At 41.1% G+C, this 17,477-nt stretch carries 17 protein-coding genes and 1 riboswitch; of the genes, 10 read left to right on the forward strand and 7 right to left on the reverse strand.

Annotated elements, in window-relative coordinates; translation table 11 throughout:
* Positions 1 to 8 precede the first annotated feature (8 nt).
* On the reverse strand, positions 9 to 650 hold the full coding sequence (locus FHT21_RS15915) for a hypothetical protein (protein ID WP_243854037.1): 642 nt from the start codon (positions 648 to 650) through the stop codon (positions 9 to 11).
* 149 nt (positions 651 to 799) lie between these two features.
* On the opposite strand from FHT21_RS15915, the gene pepT reads away from it, so the two are divergent.
* Complete coding sequence (gene pepT / locus FHT21_RS15920) at positions 800 to 2,053, forward strand: peptidase T (protein ID WP_167295762.1); 1,254 nt, start codon at positions 800 to 802, stop codon at positions 2,051 to 2,053.
* A gap of 79 nt (positions 2,054 to 2,132) precedes the next feature.
* On the opposite strand, the gene FHT21_RS15925 is transcribed toward pepT, so the two are convergent.
* Positions 2,133 to 2,462 carry a hypothetical protein gene (locus FHT21_RS15925; protein ID WP_167295763.1) on the reverse strand — a complete coding sequence of 110 codons (330 nt, stop codon included), beginning with the start codon at positions 2,460 to 2,462 and terminating at the stop codon, positions 2,133 to 2,135.
* A 137-nt stretch (positions 2,463 to 2,599) separates the two neighbouring features.
* Here FHT21_RS15925 and FHT21_RS15930 point away from each other — a divergent pair, with 137 nt between their 5' ends.
* A complete protein-coding gene (locus FHT21_RS15930) occupies positions 2,600 to 3,466 on the forward strand; it encodes an aldose 1-epimerase family protein (protein WP_167295764.1) in 867 nt (288 codons plus the stop codon).
* Between the two features lie 695 nt (positions 3,467 to 4,161).
* On the forward strand, positions 4,162 to 4,587 hold the full coding sequence (locus FHT21_RS15935; RefSeq protein ID WP_167295765.1) for a VOC family protein: 426 nt from the start codon (positions 4,162 to 4,164) through the stop codon (positions 4,585 to 4,587).
* Between the two features lie 182 nt (positions 4,588 to 4,769).
* Here FHT21_RS15935 and FHT21_RS15940 read toward each other — a convergent pair whose 3' ends face one another.
* Together FHT21_RS15940 and abc-f are read right to left on the reverse strand one after the other, a co-directional pair.
* Positions 4,770 to 6,071, reverse strand: coding sequence for a leucine-rich repeat-containing protein kinase family protein (locus FHT21_RS15940; protein WP_167295766.1), 1,302 nt, complete (start codon positions 6,069 to 6,071; stop codon positions 4,770 to 4,772).
* A gap of 54 nt (positions 6,072 to 6,125) precedes the next feature.
* Positions 6,126 to 7,715 carry a ribosomal protection-like ABC-F family protein gene (gene abc-f, locus FHT21_RS15945; RefSeq protein WP_167295767.1) on the reverse strand — a complete coding sequence of 530 codons (1,590 nt, stop codon included), beginning with the start codon at positions 7,713 to 7,715 and terminating at the stop codon, positions 6,126 to 6,128.
* Between the two features lie 455 nt (positions 7,716 to 8,170).
* A riboswitch (TPP riboswitch) is annotated at positions 8,171 to 8,259 on the forward strand.
* Positions 8,260 to 8,323: 64 nt separating this feature from the next.
* Here abc-f and thiS point away from each other — a divergent pair.
* Genes thiS through FHT21_RS15980 form a run of 7 tightly spaced genes read left to right on the forward strand, consistent with a single transcriptional unit; the run spans position 8,324 to position 14,605 of the window.
* Positions 8,324 to 8,527 carry a sulfur carrier protein ThiS gene (gene thiS, locus FHT21_RS15950; protein ID WP_167295768.1) on the forward strand — a complete coding sequence of 68 codons (204 nt, stop codon included), beginning with the start codon at positions 8,324 to 8,326 and terminating at the stop codon, positions 8,525 to 8,527.
* Between the two features lie 14 nt (positions 8,528 to 8,541).
* Positions 8,542 to 10,425 (forward strand): phosphomethylpyrimidine synthase ThiC, encoded by a 1,884-nt coding sequence (thiC, locus tag FHT21_RS15955; RefSeq protein ID WP_167295769.1) that lies wholly within the window; start codon positions 8,542 to 8,544, stop codon positions 10,423 to 10,425.
* Between the two features lie 6 nt (positions 10,426 to 10,431).
* Positions 10,432 to 11,046 (forward strand): thiamine phosphate synthase, encoded by a 615-nt coding sequence (locus tag FHT21_RS15960; protein ID WP_167295770.1) that lies wholly within the window; start codon positions 10,432 to 10,434, stop codon positions 11,044 to 11,046.
* Positions 11,043 to 11,678 (forward strand): thiamine phosphate synthase, encoded by a 636-nt coding sequence (locus tag FHT21_RS15965; RefSeq protein WP_167295771.1) that lies wholly within the window; start codon positions 11,043 to 11,045, stop codon positions 11,676 to 11,678. Before FHT21_RS15960 ends, FHT21_RS15965 begins: the two co-directional genes overlap by 4 nt.
* Before the next feature lie 11 nt (positions 11,679 to 11,689).
* On the forward strand, positions 11,690 to 12,460 hold the full coding sequence (locus FHT21_RS15970) for a thiazole synthase (RefSeq protein ID WP_167295772.1): 771 nt from the start codon (positions 11,690 to 11,692) through the stop codon (positions 12,458 to 12,460).
* A complete protein-coding gene (gene thiH / locus FHT21_RS15975; protein ID WP_167295773.1) occupies positions 12,447 to 13,571 on the forward strand; it encodes a 2-iminoacetate synthase ThiH in 1,125 nt (374 codons plus the stop codon). The genes FHT21_RS15970 and thiH overlap by 14 nt, the downstream gene beginning before the upstream one ends.
* Entirely contained in the window at positions 13,565 to 14,605 is a 1,041-nt protein-coding gene (locus FHT21_RS15980; protein ID WP_167295774.1) for a HesA/MoeB/ThiF family protein, read from the forward strand. The genes thiH and FHT21_RS15980 overlap by 7 nt, the downstream gene beginning before the upstream one ends.
* Before the next feature lie 60 nt (positions 14,606 to 14,665).
* Here FHT21_RS15980 and FHT21_RS15985 read toward each other — a convergent pair whose 3' ends face one another.
* The 3 genes from FHT21_RS15985 to FHT21_RS15995 are packed head-to-tail and all read right to left on the reverse strand — an operon-like array spanning position 14,666 to position 17,465.
* A complete protein-coding gene (locus FHT21_RS15985) occupies positions 14,666 to 15,034 on the reverse strand; it encodes a hypothetical protein (protein WP_167295775.1) in 369 nt (122 codons plus the stop codon).
* A gap of 42 nt (positions 15,035 to 15,076) precedes the next feature.
* Positions 15,077 to 15,259 (reverse strand): hypothetical protein, encoded by a 183-nt coding sequence (locus FHT21_RS15990; protein WP_167295776.1) that lies wholly within the window; start codon positions 15,257 to 15,259, stop codon positions 15,077 to 15,079.
* Position 15,260: 1 nt separating this feature from the next.
* Positions 15,261 to 17,465 carry a peptidase domain-containing ABC transporter gene (locus tag FHT21_RS15995; RefSeq protein ID WP_167295777.1) on the reverse strand — a complete coding sequence of 735 codons (2,205 nt, stop codon included), beginning with the start codon at positions 17,463 to 17,465 and terminating at the stop codon, positions 15,261 to 15,263.
* Positions 17,466 to 17,477 lie beyond the last annotated feature (12 nt).

The following is a 17,477-nucleotide window of genomic DNA, read 5'->3' on the forward strand; positions in this document are numbered from 1 at the left end:
TGCTGTTATTAAAGTGTTTTACGATAAGATCTGATATTACCCAACATGTATTTAAAACCTATGGTATAGGTATTATAAACATCGGGCGAGTAGTTTTTAAATTTGGCAGTCGAATCGTTATAGCCATCAAGTCCTTCGCCAAAAGTAAAGTTAGATTGCGCATTGATATTGATTACGTATCGCATATAACCGTATCCATCGTTGATGTAATAGTTAAAACCGAAGTTTAAGGGTACCACCATATTAAGGCTCTTATCTTTTCCGGGGAAAGGGCCATATCCGGGATCCACCGCAGCCCAGCTTGGCTTATACCGTACAATATCGGTAATCTTATTGTTAATTACCCCAAGGCCCAAACCTACATACAAACCTCGTATGTTGTATAAAAATTCACTTTTATTGTAGTCTACCACTTCGCCAACCATCAATTTTACATTGGCTGTAATGGCCGTATATTTATTTACAAACTGACGGTTGTGTGGGTCGGTTTCAATATCTCCACCCTGAACCATGCCATACTGGCCCTCTAAACCTAAGGTTACAAAGGGAGTAATATAATAATCGAATACCCCATAGGCGGTGTAGCCAAAACTTCCTTTATACACATCGGTATATGATTTGTTTACTCCTCCACCAAAACCGTACGACATTTTAAAATAATTAGATTGGGCAAAAGAAAAACTTCCTATAAAAACAAGCAGAAGGGTTATATACGTAGCTCTCAGCAAATTAAAAATCATATCGTTTTTTTACAAAAATAATATGTTTATCGAATATCTATAACTTTTAACTTTGAATTATGAGCACATACACCAACTTTAACAAATCTCTAACGCAGCGTTTTATAAAATATGCGAAGATTGATACGCAATCAGATCCAAATTCTCCCTCTTGCCCATCAACCCTAAAACAAAAAAACTTAGGCAAAGAATTGGTTCAAGAATTGCTGGAAATTGGCGTTTCTGATGCAGAAATGGACGATAACGGTTATGTGTATGGTACAATCCCCTCAAATACACACAAGCAATTACCGGTAATTTTCTTCTGTTCGCACATGGATACCTCGCCTGATTGTAGCGGCGAAAATGTTAAACCGATTATTCATGACAATTATCAAGGACAGGATTTAATTCTGCCAGATGACAACAATATTGTAATAAAACTGTCTGAACACAAAGACCTAAAGCAGCAAATTGGTAACGATATCATCACGGCTAGCGGAACAACTTTATTGGGTGCCGATAATAAGGCGGGACTAGCAGAAATTATGGAAGCAGCTGCCTTTTTAATGAGAAATCCTGAGGTAAAACATGGAACTATAAAGCTACTTTTTACCCCCGATGAAGAAATAGGCCGTGGTGTAGACAAGGCAGATTTAAAGAAATTAGGTGCCGATTTTGGTTATACCATAGACGGGGAAACACTAGGCTCAATTGAAGATGAAACCTTTTCTGCCGATGGCGCCACCCTTAAAATTTATGGCGTAAGTACGCACCCGGGTTTCGCAAAGGGAAAGATGGAAAGTGCCATTAAGATCCTTGCTGAAATTTTAGATTCATTACCAAAAGATGCCCTTACACCAGAAGCTACACATCAAAAAGAAGGGTTTATCCACCCGGTGAGTATGAACGGACAGGTAGAAGAAGCAGAAGCTCAGTTTATCATCAGAGATTTTACCGATGAGAAACTAGCAGCACACGGACAGTTTTTGGAAGAAACCGTAAAAAAGGTAATGGCTAACTATCCAAAATCTACCTACAAGCTTAATATTAAAGCACAGTACCGCAACATGAAACAGATTTTAGACCAACATCCTAAAATTGTGCAATATGGTATTGAAGCCATTGAAAGAGCTGGTGTGGTGCCCAAGCAGCAAAGTATTCGTGGTGGAACTGATGGCTCACGACTTTCTTACATGGGTTTACCATGCCCCAATATTTTTGCAGGTGAACATGCCTTTCATAGCAAACAAGAATGGGTAAGCGTACAGGATATGGAAAAAGCCGTGCAAACCATTATTAACATTGCTAGTATCTGGGAAGAGAAGGGATAAGTCCTAAGTCTTGAGGCAGTAGTCATGAGTCTAATAATCGATTAATAAGGACTCATGACTGACGACTTTGGACTAAGCACTAATAAGAAGCTTGTCCGATATCTAAGCGCTCTATTTTTCCTTCCTTATTCAGCTGAAATTTAAAAAAGCTTTTAAAATCGCCCCATTGGTCGGAGTGGAAATGACCATACACCTCCAATCCATTGTTTTCAACTTTATCTATACTGGTAAAACGCTCATGGCCCAGCGCTTTCTTAAAGAAATTATTAAATTTCATCTGGTTCCCGTCATCATAAAAGGCAACCTCGGCAGCAAATAAAGGGACCCATGTTTTTTCGTCACCTTTTTGCAATGCGGTAATAGCGGCCTTTACTTTTGCATTTGATAATTTTTTTAAATCTATCGCCATAGGTATCTGATTTTTTTGAGCGAATTAAATGCGCAGGTAATAAAATAACAGGGCATTAAGCTTTATATTAGCTTAATGATCAAAATTAATAAAAAAGATGTTTTTAAAGCTCATCTTTTTGTTACTTTTAGCTTGTAATGATAACTCTCGAGAACGACTATATAAAAGTTAGCCTGGCGGCTAAAGGCGCAGAACTTCAAGGCTTATTTAGTAAAGAAACCAAGCTGGAATATTTATGGGATGCCAACGCTAAGTATTGGGCAAAACACAGTCCGGTTTTATTTCCTATTGTTGGTTCATTAAAAAACAATAGTTTTATTTACCAGGGTAAAAACTACGAACTACCCCGTCACGGTTTCGCCCGGGATCATGTTTTTAATTTCGAAAAAATAAGTGATACCGAAGCTGTTTTTACCTTAACCCAAAACGAAGATACCTTAAAAGTATATCCCTTTTATTTTGAACTGAAACTGAGGTATCAATTAATAGATAGAAAACTGAACTTAACTTACGAGGTAAAAAATACAGGTACTGCCGAGCTTTTATTCTCAATTGGTGCACACCCTGCATTTGCTGTGCCCAATACGCCCAATACGGTTTACGAAGATTACTACCTGGCCTTTAATGCCGATGAGAAATTAACTTTCTGGAAACTTGAAGATGGATTAGTAGCCAACGAAACGGAGCTCATTGAACTGGGAGGTCACAGGTTAAACCTTAAACATAGCCTGTTTTATAACGATGCATTGGTTTTTAAAACCCTGCAGAGCAATTGTATTAGTTTACTTAACACCAAAAACGATTATGGCCTGCATTTCCATTTCGAAGAATTTCCTTTCTTTGGCATATGGGCCGCCACCGATGCGCCATTTATTTGTTTGGAGCCTTGGTGCGGAGTTGCTGATGGTGTTAACCACGATCAGGAATTAGCACGTAAAGAAGGTATAATAAAACTTGATATAGGCGAAAACTGGTCGCGGTTTTGGGAAGTAGAGTGTTTCTAAAACTGGTATTGATGTAATAAAATAACACAACAGCTTTCATTTCTTAATCTATATTAGGCGAGTTGGTTTTTATTACTTGCTGTAGTGTACAGGATCAAGTTGGCGGCCATTGTTCGTTTTGTACTAACACTTACCTTTATTCACCTTAAAATTCTGTCGCCACGGTGTAGTGAAAATCACTACCTATTAAGGGGTATTTTTACCTTTTAATTTGATGTTAACATGTTGATAACTATATTTATTATGTTAAAATTAAATCAACGGGACGATTTAGATTGAAACGAGCAGCCTTTCAGCAATGAAAGGCTCTTTTTTTTGCAAAAAACACGCCCCCAAAAGAGGACGTGTTTACTCAAACTAAAATTATTTTGGGACGATTGAGAATTAATTCAAACAAATGTTTAATACCCTGATACAAATATGAAAAAGATATGAGAATTATTCCCGTTCAGTTTTATTCATCTGTAAAAGAATAACTTACCCAAAAGCTACTATAAAATGAATAAAACATTTTAGTCTATTTAAAACAGTATTTTCTCAAGTTCGGCACCTGATTTAAACTCATCGCAACAAAGTGGAACCATACAAGCTTATTAATTTAAAGATGTCAAAAACGCCCTTACATTTGTCTCAAGCGCACCCATTTTGTCATTGCTAAGCGCTGTAACTTAGTTGTAAACAAAATAAATAAGATTATGGCTACCATGCACCCTTACTTAAACTTCGACGGCCAGGCCGAAGAAGCTTTTAATTTTTATAAGTCGGTTTTTGGAGGAGAATTTACCTTCTTTGCAAAAATGAGCGATGCACCCGAATCGGACAAATTAACGGAAGCGGAAAAAAACCGCGTAATGCATGTAGCGCTACCCATTAATGAACATACCACTTTAATGGCGTCTGATTGTGTACCTTCTGCGGGGCATGTACTTAAAGAAGGTAATAACATGTATATTAACATCCAGGCGGAGAGCCGCGAAGATGCCGATCGCCTATTTAATGGCCTTTCAGCAGGTGGCACTATCGAAATGCCAATGGAAGATATGTTCTGGGGCGATTACTTCGGTAGCTTTAAAGACAGGTTCGGTATCCAATGGATGGTTAATTTTAGTAATGCTCAATAATTTGATAGCTGCTAAGGCCCATATAGGTGCATCGTCATTGCGAAACCGATTTTTCATCGGCTGAAGCAATCTTTATCGCTAGTTGGAAAGATTGCTTCGTCGTTCCTCCTCACCATGACGCCCCTTCTATTGGAATATGTTATTGATAGCCTCCAATGATAATTGGGGGCTATTTTTTGCAGCTAAATATTAGCTAATGCCTTAACCAGATCCTGAAAGCCAGGCCGCTCTAACGGCGATGCAACTAAACAGGCATCTCTTAAGGCAGCCAAAGCATCCGAACATGTTTCGTTTACCGCTCCGTTTTTTAAAGAAAGTAAATCATCAAGCAGGTAACCATAAGCACTCACTTCTATCCGCTCCAGCGCAAAGGCGAGCCTAACATCAGCCAGATCATAAAAACTTGCGGCACCGAAATCGCCGAACAAGGTACTTCCCTCATCATCAATCAGGATATTATGCGCATATAAATCGCCATGCATAATCCCGGCCTCGTGCAGTTGCGCAGCTAGGGAGGCAATGGTTTTGGCAATGCTCAATATCTGGTTTTCTGACAGCTGCATCCCTTCAGGAAAAACATCCCTGGTGCAGCTTTCTAAACTCGGCGGATTACCCAGGTTATAAAAATGATGCGGAATGAGGTCCATCACCAGCCCTTTTTTATCCTCCGGATGTAGGGCAATCTGTCCGATTAAATTAACCAAACCAGGATGGTAACCCGCTGCAATGTAGGCCGTCATTTCATCTTCCGGCAAACCATCGCTGGTTACATTGCCCTTAAATATTTTAACGGCCACCTCTTGAGTTTCATCACCAATAGTCCTGTTTGCTTTCGAAATAATGCCCGAAGCACCCTCACCCAATAAATGGTTAATCTCTAAATCGTGCCAATTAATCAACGAGAGTGTTTCTACAGCTGGCGTTTTACTAAAGTTGTTCCCCGAAAATGCAATCCACGAAAGTTTAGGCATCGTAGCCATCCATTGCGGCAGCTCATGCAGTTTATTAGCGGCAATGCGCAGCAACGATAAATTTTGGCAATTGCTTAATTCCTCAGGCAATTGCGTTAAACGGTTGCCCGATAACATCAGCTTTTGCATCCGCCTACATAGACCAATTTCTTTTGGTAATTCGGCAATGTTGTTATTTGTTAAAATCAGCCAGCGAAGATTAGGATTCAGCGATTTTGCCGGCACCGATACAATCTGGTTAGATTTAAAACCTGCAATATCCAACAAAGGGCAGTCGCCTAGTACCTCTGGCATCACCTTAAAAAGGTTTTCAGAACAAAAGAAAATCTTCAATTTCTTTAAACGCCCAAAATCTGCCGGAAGGGCGCTTAGCCTGTTAAAAGAAAGGTCCAATACTTCCAGTGTATCAGCCAAATCGAATATTTCCCTTGGGAATTCTGTTAAATTTTCAGAAAGTTTTAACGACACCGCTCCTTTAAGTTTTCCGCTTTGTAATGCTAACAGGTTTTGCATGGATTGTGCTGGTTTTAATTTAAAACGAAGATAAGGCTAAGTTTTGTTTAAAGATCAATTTAAGTCTATTGTATGCTCTACTGCTATCTGGTGTAAGAAATATTCATCATGCGATACCACCAAAAGTGTTCCTTGGTATTCATTAATGGCTGCCGTTAAAATTTCTATATTCTGGATATCGAGGTTATTGGTAGGCTCATCGAGGATCATAAGGTCGGGCGATTGGTTGCTGATGGTTAACGAACAAAGAATCAACCGCATTTTTTCGCCGCCACTTAAGGCTAAGCAGGGTTTATTCCATTCGGTTTTATCAAATAAAAACCGGCTTAAACGGATTTTTACTTCATGCTCCTGTAATGCGCCCAAGTTATATTGTTGCGCCTGTTCGTAAACGGTAAGTTGATTATCAATCAACGAATAATCCTGATCAATATATATGGAGCTAATGCCAGCTTGATTTAAACTTCCCGTCGAGGGTTGCAGCTGATCCAAAATAAGCTTGATCAAGGTGGTTTTGCCTGAGCCGTTTCTACCTCTTATTGCGTAACGTCCGCCACTAAAAATCTGAAAGCTAATTGGTTCTTTCCAAATGAACTGATTGCGGAAAGCAAAGTTGATTTCCTTAGCCGCTACAATACTTTTTCCTTTATGTAAGGTAGGCTGATTGAAACCGATTTTCATTTTATCGGCATCGGGTAATGCGGAACGCAGTTGGCTCATTTCGGTCGAAATATGTTCGAGTTTTTCTGCGTGCACCCCCTTCAGCTTTGCGGTACTTTTTTCTGCATTATTTTTTAACGTATTCATAGAAATGGTCGGTAATCCGGCTTTTTCCTGTTTTTTCTTCCCTCTGGCATCAAGCTTCTGTTGCCGCTCCAGCGATTCTCTTTCTACCTCTTTAGCCTTACGCAGTGCTTTTCCCCTCGCTTTTAAATCATTGTACAAAGCCTCATTTTCAGTTTTCTTTTGTGCCGCATAGAAATCGTAATTTCCGCCGTACAAGGTTATTCCCTGCTTACTTAATTCGTAAACTTTCTCCATTTGGTTTAATAAAGTCCGGTCGTGACTCACTACCACAAAAGTAGCCCTGGCCGACCGGATATAATCATATAACCTGTTTCTACCTTCCAGATCCAAATGATTGGTCGGCTCATCCAGCAAAACAATATCCGGGCGGTGTATGGCAATGCCAGCTAAAAATACGCTGGTTTTTTGCCCGCCACTTAACCTTTCCATTTTCTGGTTTACATCTAAATCTTTCAATCGCCAATGGCTTAAGGCTTCCGCACAACGTTCCTCAATGGTCCAGTCATCATTGAGTATGGCCATGTTTTCGTCGGTTACTTCTCCCTTGAGGATTTCATTCAGTGCTTTTAGTTTATCTTCAATCCTGAGTGCCTGTGCAATTGTCAAATCATTAAACTGGCCAAAAAGCTGAGGTATATAATAGGGTGGCGATTCTGTTTTTGCATGCCCGGCGGTTGGCATAAGTTTGCCTGCTAAAATTTTTAAAAGTGTCGATTTCCCTGCGCCATTATGGCCAATGAGTGCAATTTTTTCGTATTTGTTGATGGTGAGATTTAAATCTGAAAACAGTAAATCTCCATTAGCGTGGATATAGCTAGCTCCTTGTAGATTAAGCATAAATTTCTTTTTATTGGTAAATAATTGCAGGAGCGGAAATGCTCTGCCTGTTATCTATTTTTCTGAAAAGAAATTAATCTTACATCTATCGGGCGATTTTGGTGATGATGCAAAGGTAAGGAATTTTTACGTTTTGCAAAAGGCGGGTGGCTAGTTCACGGTCTTTAGTCGGAGGTTTGGGAGAAAAGTGTCGTCATTGCGAGAAGGCTTTTTCAGCCGACGAAGCAATCTTACAACGATCGCTAGTGGCGTGCGATTTAAGATTATTCATTCTTGCTAGTGTTTTTATTGGTATTCATGACCTCTCTATGTTCGGTTGGCTTCGTGCCTCGCAATCGCAGAGCCTCTGGGTTCTTCACTGCACTCAAAACGATAACAATACAGTTATCGATAAAGTATAGATTTTATCTATATCAATTTTTATTTGCATTAGAAATTTAATCGCATATATTTACAAAAAACTTTAGGGGTGCCTACGTGCTGAGAAATACCCTTTGAACCTGATGCAGTTAGTACTGCCGAAGGGAAAAGTGAAAGCAATTTAACATTGCTGTCTTTTCGATCTCCATTTTGGGGCAATCTCTATAGTTTTTCCAATTTTTTAAAATATGGAAGTAACTATAAACAATCAAAACCATCTGCTCAACGAGGCCTGTTCCATCGAACAGATGCTTGCTGCTGTCATTTCAACGGAAACAAATGGCCTTGCCATTGCCGTAAACCAAACCATTATTCCCAAATCAGACTGGGCAACCCATGTATTAAATCCAGCCGATCAGGTTATACTTATAAAAGCCACTCAAGGCGGATAAAAACAGCTACTCATATGAAACAAGAAAAAACACCGAACCAAGAAGTAATCAGCCGTAGCCCTTTCCCGGCCTCACGCAAAATCTTTGTACCTGGAAAAATCCACGATATCCAGGTGGCCATGCGCGAAATCAGTTTAACGGAAACCAAAATCCACAATGGCTTTGGCTTAACCGAGCCTAATCCGCCTGTAACGGTTTACGATACCAGCGGACCATATACCGACCCCAATGCTGTTATTGATGTAAAAAAAGGCTTACCACGCCTAAGGGAACAATGGATAAAAGACCGACTTGACGTAGAAGAGCTCCCTCAATTATCTTCTGCTTATGGGCAACAGCGCCTGGCCGATGAGAAGCTTGATGCTTTACGCTTTAATTTCATCAACAAACCCTACAAAGCGCAAGCCGGTGCCAATGTATCTCAAATGCATTATGCAAAAAAAGGCATCATTACAGCCGAAATGGAATACATCGCCATTAGGGAAAACCAACAGATCGAACTACTCAACGCACAATTGGGCGAGCAGCACGATGTAATGAACCACCAGCACCAAGGCAATAGCTTTGGCGCAAATACCCCTAAGGGCTACATTACACCCGAATTTGTAAGGGCAGAGGTAGCGGCTGGTAGGGCGGTAATCCCCTGCAACATCAATCATCCCGAGCTCGAGCCTATGATTATTGGCCGAAACTTTCTGGTCAAAATTAACGCCAATATCGGTAACTCGGCCGTTACTTCTACCATCGAAGAAGAAGTAGAAAAAGCCGTTTGGGCCTGCCGTTGGGGAGCCGATACCATTATGGATTTATCAACAGGGAAAAATATCCACGAAACCCGCGAATGGATTATCCGCAATTCGCCTGTGCCCATCGGTACCGTTCCGATTTATCAGGCCCTTGAAAAAGTAAACGGAAAAGCCGAAGACCTCACCTGGGAAATTTTCCGCGATACTTTAATTGAGCAGGCCGAACAAGGTGTAGATTATTTTACCATCCATGCTGGTGTCTTACTTCGTTATGTACCATTAACAGCGAAAAGAATCACCGGCATTGTTTCGCGTGGCGGATCTATTATGGCCAAATGGTGCCTGGCCCATCACAAAGAAAACTTCCTGTATACCCATTTCGAAGAAATCTGCGAAATTATGAAAGCCTACGATGTAGCCTTTTCGTTAGGAGATGGTTTAAGACCCGGCTGTATTGCCGACGCCAACGATGCCGCACAGTTTTCTGAATTGGAAACGCTGGGCGAACTGACCAAAATAGCATGGAAACACGATGTACAAACCATTATAGAGGGACCAGGGCACGTACCTATGCACCTGATTAAAGCCAATATGGAAAAACAGCTCGATCATTGCGGCGAAGCTCCTTTTTATACTTTAGGGCCTTTAACTACCGATATTGCGCCGGGTTACGACCACATTACCTCGGCCATCGGTGCGGCCATGATCGGTTGGTTTGGCACAGCGATGCTCTGTTATGTAACCCCGAAAGAACATTTAGGCTTACCAAACAAAAAAGATGTAAAAGACGGGGTGATCACCTATAAAATTGCTGCGCATGCAGCCGATTTAGCTAAAGGTCACCCCGGCGCACAATACCGCGATAATGCTTTAAGTAAGGCACGGTTCGAGTTTAGATGGGAAGATCAGTTTAATTTATCGCTCGATCCCGATACGGCAAAAGAATTCCATGATGAAACCCTGCCAGCCGAAGGCGCCAAGATTGCGCATTTCTGTTCGATGTGCGGCCCCAATTTCTGCTCGATGAAAATTACGCAGGATGTGAGGGAGTATGCGGCAAAACAAGGTGTGGAAGCAGAAGAGGCTTTGGCGCAGGGCATGCAGGAAAAATCGAAAGAATTTACCCAAAAAGGAAGCGAAATTTATTCTTAAGCCATTATGGAACTGATTGTAATCGCCAAGCCAACCCTTTTTAAGGAAGAATGCCATCTTGTAAATCAGCTTTTCGAAGCCGGCTTACAGGTTTTTCATTTGCGTAAGGATAATGCCGATGAAACCGGGTACCGAAAAATTGTAGAAGGGATCTCACCCGAATACCATCCACGCATTGCCCTGCACCATTTCCATGCCTTGGCCAACGATTATAATATTAAAAGAATCCACCATACCGAAAGCTTCAGAAAAAATTTAACGACCAATATATTGCCCAAAAACCATATACTAAGCACTTCCATCCATCAATTATCAGCAATTGATGATATTGCCCCGTATCACTACAGTTTTTTTGGTCCCGTATTTAACAGCCTCTCCAAACCCGGTTACATGGGGGTTATTCCTCCAGATTTTCATTTAAATAAGCCTAACAGCAATACAAAATTAATCGCTTTGGGCGGCATTGGCCTCAACCAGATCGATCAGGTAAAAAAAATGAACTTCGATGGCGTTGCGCTATTGGGTTGTGTCTGGAACGATCCTTCCCAGGCCCTAACTACTTTTAAAAAAGCCCAGGCCAAATGCCTTGCTTATACTCAACATTTAACAATACAACCATGATCCAGCCCTTACAATATATTTCGCAAGCCCCTAAAACAGGCACGCATATCGATGCCATTGAGCAGGTGCTCCAAGCTGGCGGAAAATGGATCCAGCTGCGCATTAAAAACCAGGCCGAAGCCGAAATCCTGCCTTTTGCAAAAGCCGCGCAGGCTTTATGCGAAACTTACGGTGCCAAATTAATCATAAACGATTATCCGCAGCTGGCGAAAGCCGTAAATAGTTACGGTGTGCATTTGGGTCTGCAGGATATGCCCATTCTTGAAGCCAGAAAAATTATTGGCAAACACCAGATTATCGGCGGTACAGCCAATACTTTCGAACATATCCAGCAAAGGGTAGCCGAAGGGGCAGATTATATCGGTTTGGGTCCGTTTAGGTTTACGCGTACAAAAGAAAATCTGAGCCCTATTGTAGGTTTGGAAGGTTACCAGAAGTTAATGGAAAAAGTGCGACAGGCTGGCATTAGCACCCCTATTATTGCCATAGGTGGTATTGAAACAGCAGATATTCCGGCTATACTCGAAACCGGAATTTACGGAATTGCCATCTCGGCAGCACTCACCAACCAAACACAAACGGCTGCGGTTCTTGAAGAAATCAACAGCAAGTTCAGTATTCATTCGATTTAAAAATTACAGATATGTTAACCATAGCAAATCAAACCTTTAGCTCTCGCCTCTTTACCGGTACCGGAAAATTTAGTTCTGCCAAAGAGATGGAAAGTGCCTTAATTGCCTCGGCCTCCGAACTGGTTACCGTAGCGCTCAAACGTGTAGATTTAAAAGGAAAAGATGATGATATCCTTCAGCACCTTAAACACCCGCATATTAACTTATTGCCCAATACTTCGGGTGTGCGTAATGCCAAAGAAGCCATTTTTGCGGCACAGCTCGCGCGCGAAGCTTTAGAAACCAACTGGATCAAGTTAGAAATCCACCCCGATCCGAAATACCTCATGCCAGATCCGATCGAAACGCTTAAAGCAACCGAAGAACTGGTTAAACTTGGTTTTGTGGTATTGCCTTATATTCATGCCGACCCGGTTTTATGTAAACGGTTAGAAGATGTAGGCACCGCAGCGGTGATGCCCTTAGGCTCACCCATTGGCAGTAATAAAGGTTTAAAAACCATCGATTTTTTAGAGATTATTATTAGCCAGAGCAAGGTTCCGGTAATTGTAGATGCAGGCATAGGTGCACCTTCTGATGCAGCAAAAGCGATGGAAATTGGTGCAGATGCCGTTCTGGTAAACACCGCTATCGCCATTGCTAAAGATCCAACCAATATGGCCATTGCCTTTAAACTGGCTGTTGAGGCTGGCAGAATGGCTTTCGAATCTAAACTGGGTGGCCAGCAGCAGTATGCCGCAGCCAGCAGCCCTTTAACCGCATTTTTGGATGAAGAGTTTTAACGAAGTATTCGAATCCCATAACTGGGACCATACCAAAGCCAGCATTTACGATAAAACAGCTGCTGATGTAGAAGGGGCTTTAAACAATCCGCAGCGCACTTTGGAAGATTTTAAAGCGCTCATTTCCCCGGCTGCGTTACCCTATCTCGAAGATATGGCGCAGATGAGTCAGCGTTTAACCTTAGACCGTTTTGGCAGGGTAATCCAGATGTATATCCCTTTATACCTCTCCAACGAGTGCAATAATATTTGCACTTATTGTGGCTTCAGCTACGATAATAAGGTAAGGCGCAGAACGCTTAACCCGGTGGAAATTATGCAGGAGGTTGCCGTAATTAAAGAGATGGGTTATGACCACGTGCTGCTGGTAACAGGCGAAGCCAACCAAAGTGTACATACCGATTATTTTAAAAAAGTATTAGACCTCATCAGTCCACACTTTGCCCATATAGCCATGGAGGTACAACCTTTGGATGTAGCCGACTATGAAACCCTTATTCCGCACGGGCTAAATACAGTATTGGTTTATCAGGAAACCTACCATCAGGACGATTACCGAAAACACCACCCTAAAGGTAAAAAATCTAACTTTTTATACCGCTTAGAAACCCCTGACCGCTTAGGGCAGGCCGGTATCCATAAAATGGGACTTGGTGTTTTAATCGGACTGGAAGACTGGCGGACAGATTCATTTTTTACGGCCCTGCACCTCTCTTATCTCGAAAAACAATATTGGCAAAGTAAATTCAGTATTTCTTTCCCCAGGTTGCGGCCTTTTAGCGGTGGTTTAGAACCAAAAGTGGTGATGAACGATAAAGAATTGGTGCAACTGATCTGTGCTTACCGCTTATTCAATAGCGAAGTAGAGCTGTCTATTTCTACCCGCGAAACGCAGACATTCAGAAACCAGGTGATTAAGTTGGGCATTACCGCCATTAGTGCGGGTTCTAAAACCAATCCTGGTGGTTACCAGGTAGCGCCACAATCTTTGGAGCAGTTCGAAATATCTGATGAGCGTTCGGCACAGGAAATTGCGGCCATGATCAGAAAACAGGGCTACGAACCCATCTGGAAAGATTGGGATAGGAGTTTAATCCAAAAATCATGTTAGTTAAAGAAGAACTGAACCGTTACAACAGGCAAATGATCCTGCCCGAACTGGGCCTGGAAGGGCAGAAAAAACTGAAAGCTGCCAGCGTACTGGTTATTGGTGCAGGTGGATTGGGTTGCCCGATATTGCAATACCTGGCTGCAGCGGGTGTAGGAACAATCGGAATTGTAGATGATGATGTGGTAGAACTGAGCAACCTGCACAGGCAAATTTTATATAACCATACCGATATTGGGCAAGCTAAGGCAAAAATTGCTGCAGCAAAACTCCAATTGCTTAATCCGCATGTGGGTTTTACTGCTTATCAAGAACGCTTTAGGGCTGATAATGCTGTGAATATTTGCCAGGATTATGATCTGGTGATCGATTGTTCGGATAATTTTACCACCCGTTACTTAGTGAACGATACCTGCGTGGCTTTAGGCAAAACACTTATTTTTGGCTCTATTTTACAGTTCGAAGGCCAGGTTGCGGTATTTAACCACCAGGGCAGTGCAAACTATAGAGACCTCTATCCGGCACCACCAACTGAAAATATTAACTGTGTAGAGGGTGGGGTAATCGGCATTTTGCCTGGCCTAATAGGTTTATACATGGCCAATGAAGCCCTAAAATTAATCTGCGGCATTGGTGAAACACTTGCGGGCAAACTGATGAGCATTAATGCCTTGAACAATGCCGTGCTGGTATTTAAAATTGCGGCAAAAAAATCAGCTGATACCGCAAAACCAGCGCCCGCCAAAACCGGTAAGGCCATAGCAGAAATCGATAAAGCAACCTTAGATCGCTGGCTGGAAACCTATGCTGATAAAGTTTTTTTAATTGATGTACGTGAAGATTATGAACATGAAGATAACAATATTGGAGGCATCAACCTCCCGTTGTACGAGTTAACGGCATTGCTTACCGCTATCCCAAAGAACAAAAAAGTAGTGTGTTATTGCCAAACCGGGCAAAGGAGTAAAATGGCGGTGCAGTTATTGGATGGGGTTTATGAAGGAGAAGTTTATAGTTTGATCAGTTCCTTAGGTTAATTGTTGAAACCGGCTAAACTGTTGTAAAATGCCAAACAGGTTAACCGATTAAAAATTCTACTATGGCAGTACAAAACTAAGACTATAATGTGCAGTCTTATTAGTCTTGTCAATAGTAGAAATTGGTTTTTGATCTACTAGAACAGATGCCAGCTGTTTATCTTTTGAATCGACAGTAAACTGAACCTTGTGTCCGGATTTTATATCTATGCTTTTTTCCCATTTACCAGAAATATTTTCTAAAGTTTTCTGGTTTCCGCTTTCGTCAGTAAAAGTTATCGTAGCATTGCTGCTTGCCAGTACTTTGTAGGTTACATTGTAACTGGCTTTTGTTGCTATGTTAAGCGGCCCTTTGTTCAGTTCGTAGGTACCATAAGAACAGGCGCTTAAAAAAGTAATTATGAAAATGTAAATGATGTATTTCTGCATGGTATTAATTTTGAATTTGGCTTTAAATAAATGGCTCAACTATTACTTCGTATAACTGAAATAGTTAAAAATACCCAATATTTTAATATCCTCTTTAAAGGCATACGCCAAAGTTGCAACAATAATTAAAGTTAGCATAATCGCCGAACCAAAACGGACAATACCTTTGGGTTTTTTATTTAGTATATGCCTGATATCTGCGCTCATTTTATCTTGAATTTCCATATTATTTTATTTTCTCGAGTTGGTTATTAATTAAATTGAAATAAGGTCCTTTATTATTCATTAAGGTTTCGTGGTTTCCCGACTCTAATATCCTGCCGTATTCCATTACAAATATTTGGTCGGCATTTTTGATGGTACTTAGCCTGTGGGCAACAATAATCACGGTACGGTTATCGAAGAAATCCCTAAGGTTGTTCATAATGGTTTGCTCGTTGTTCGAATCGAGCGCATTTGTAGCTTCATCAAAAAGCAAAAGCTCGGGGTTTTTATAAACTGCACGGGCAATTAATAAACGCTGCCGCTGACCTTGTGAAATCCCATTAGCACCGATCCCGATTTCAGTTTCAATCCCTTTTGGCAGGTTGTATACAAAATCGCCTATGTTGGCCATTTTAATTGCATCGTGCAAACGATCTTCATTTATCTGTTCGAAACCGAGGGCAATATTTTTGGCAATGGTATCTGAGAAGATGAAACCATCCTGTAAAACGGTTCCACACAGGTTGCGCCATTGCCCAACATCTATATCATCCAGCTTTTCTGTACCAATATGAATGGTGCCACCAGTTGGATTGTACAGTTTAAGCAGGAGCTTTAACAGGGTAGTTTTACCACTTCCGCTCAAACCAACTATGGCTGTAATTTTTCCTTTAGGGATCACCAGGCTCAGACTGTTAAAAACGGCTTGGTTCTCAAAGCCGGGGTAGCTGAACTGCAGGCTCTGGATTGAGATATCGCCAATTAAATGATCTATTGTGATATGTTTTGCGCTTTCAGGTTGCTCATCCTGTATATCATGGATCTCGTTTAAGCGTTCTAAACTCATTTTTGTATCCTGGTACGACTGTAAAAAGAAGATCAGCGATTCTATAGGGGCTATAAGCTGGCCTACAATAAACTGGATGGCGAAAAGGCTACCTAAACTAATTTCGCCCCTAACGGTCATAATGGCGGCTACAAAAGTAATCCCGATGTTTCGCATTTCGGTAATCACCAGCGAACCTGCCTGCTGGTATTGATTGTAGGTGAGCCCTTTAACCCTTACCTTAAATTCTTTTACAATAAGCGATTCCCATTCCCATCTTTTCTGATCGGCAGAGTTGCTGATTTTGATATCCTGAAATCCTTCTATAAGCTGTACAATTTTGCTTTGTACGGAAGAATTTACCTCAAATCTTTTCTGATCGATCTGTCTTCGCCTGTTGAAGAATAGAAATACCCAGCCTACATATAAAATGCTGCTTCCTGCAAAAATCATGAACAATATGCTGCTAAAATGAAACAGAATAATGCTTAATACACAAATGTTGAAACATGAGAATACGGTTGTTAGGGTATTGCTGGTTAAAAAGTTCTCTATCCGGGTATGGTCATTTACACGTTGCATCACATCGCCCTGCTTACGGGTTTCGAAAAAAGATAAGGGCAGGTTTAACAGTTTGATAAAAAAGCTGACTAAAATATTGAGGTTTACCCTTACGCTTACAAACAATAAAATCCACGAGCGTACAAACTCGATAAAAGATTTGGATGCAAACACCACTACCTGACCAATGAGTACAAGGTAAATGATATTTACTTCTTTAAGTTTTATCCCCTTATCAATAAGTAATTTACTTAAAAAAGGCAAACTTAATTCGAGTATCGAGCTGACTACCAAGCCTATTAATAATTGAAAAATCAGCGATTTATGTTTTTTCAGGTAACCTAAAAGTTTCCAGAAACTAACGTTGGTTTGTGCTTCCTGCTCCTCCTGGTTAAGCTGGTCGAGGTCGGCATCGGGCTCTAAAATCAGGGCATATCCTTTCTCTTCCGCAGCATTCCAGTGTTCCAAAAATTCGGCCCGGCTTATTTTAACTTTTCCATGGGCGGGATCAATTATTACCGCTTCATTTTTAGTCAGTTTTTTAAGTACAACAAAATGATTGGTTTTCCAATGGATAATGGCAGGCCAGATATCGGCATTGATCAAATCGTTATAATGCAGTTTTACACATATCGCGTTCATGCCAAACTTTTCTGCCGCTATTTTGAGTCCCAGAAACGTACTTCCATCTCGGTTTACACGGCAGGCCTGCCTGATGGTATTTAGAGTATACGATTTTCCGTGATAACGTAAAACCATGCGGAGGCAGGTTGGCCCGCAATCTTTGGTTTCTAACTGACGGTAAATCGGGATCGATTGTCGATAATTGAGTTTAAACATGGTAGGTTTGAT

Origin of the sequence: Pedobacter sp. SG908, assembly GCF_011759615.1 — a bacterium.
Lineage (GTDB): Bacteria > Bacteroidota > Bacteroidia > Sphingobacteriales > Sphingobacteriaceae > Pedobacter > Pedobacter riviphilus.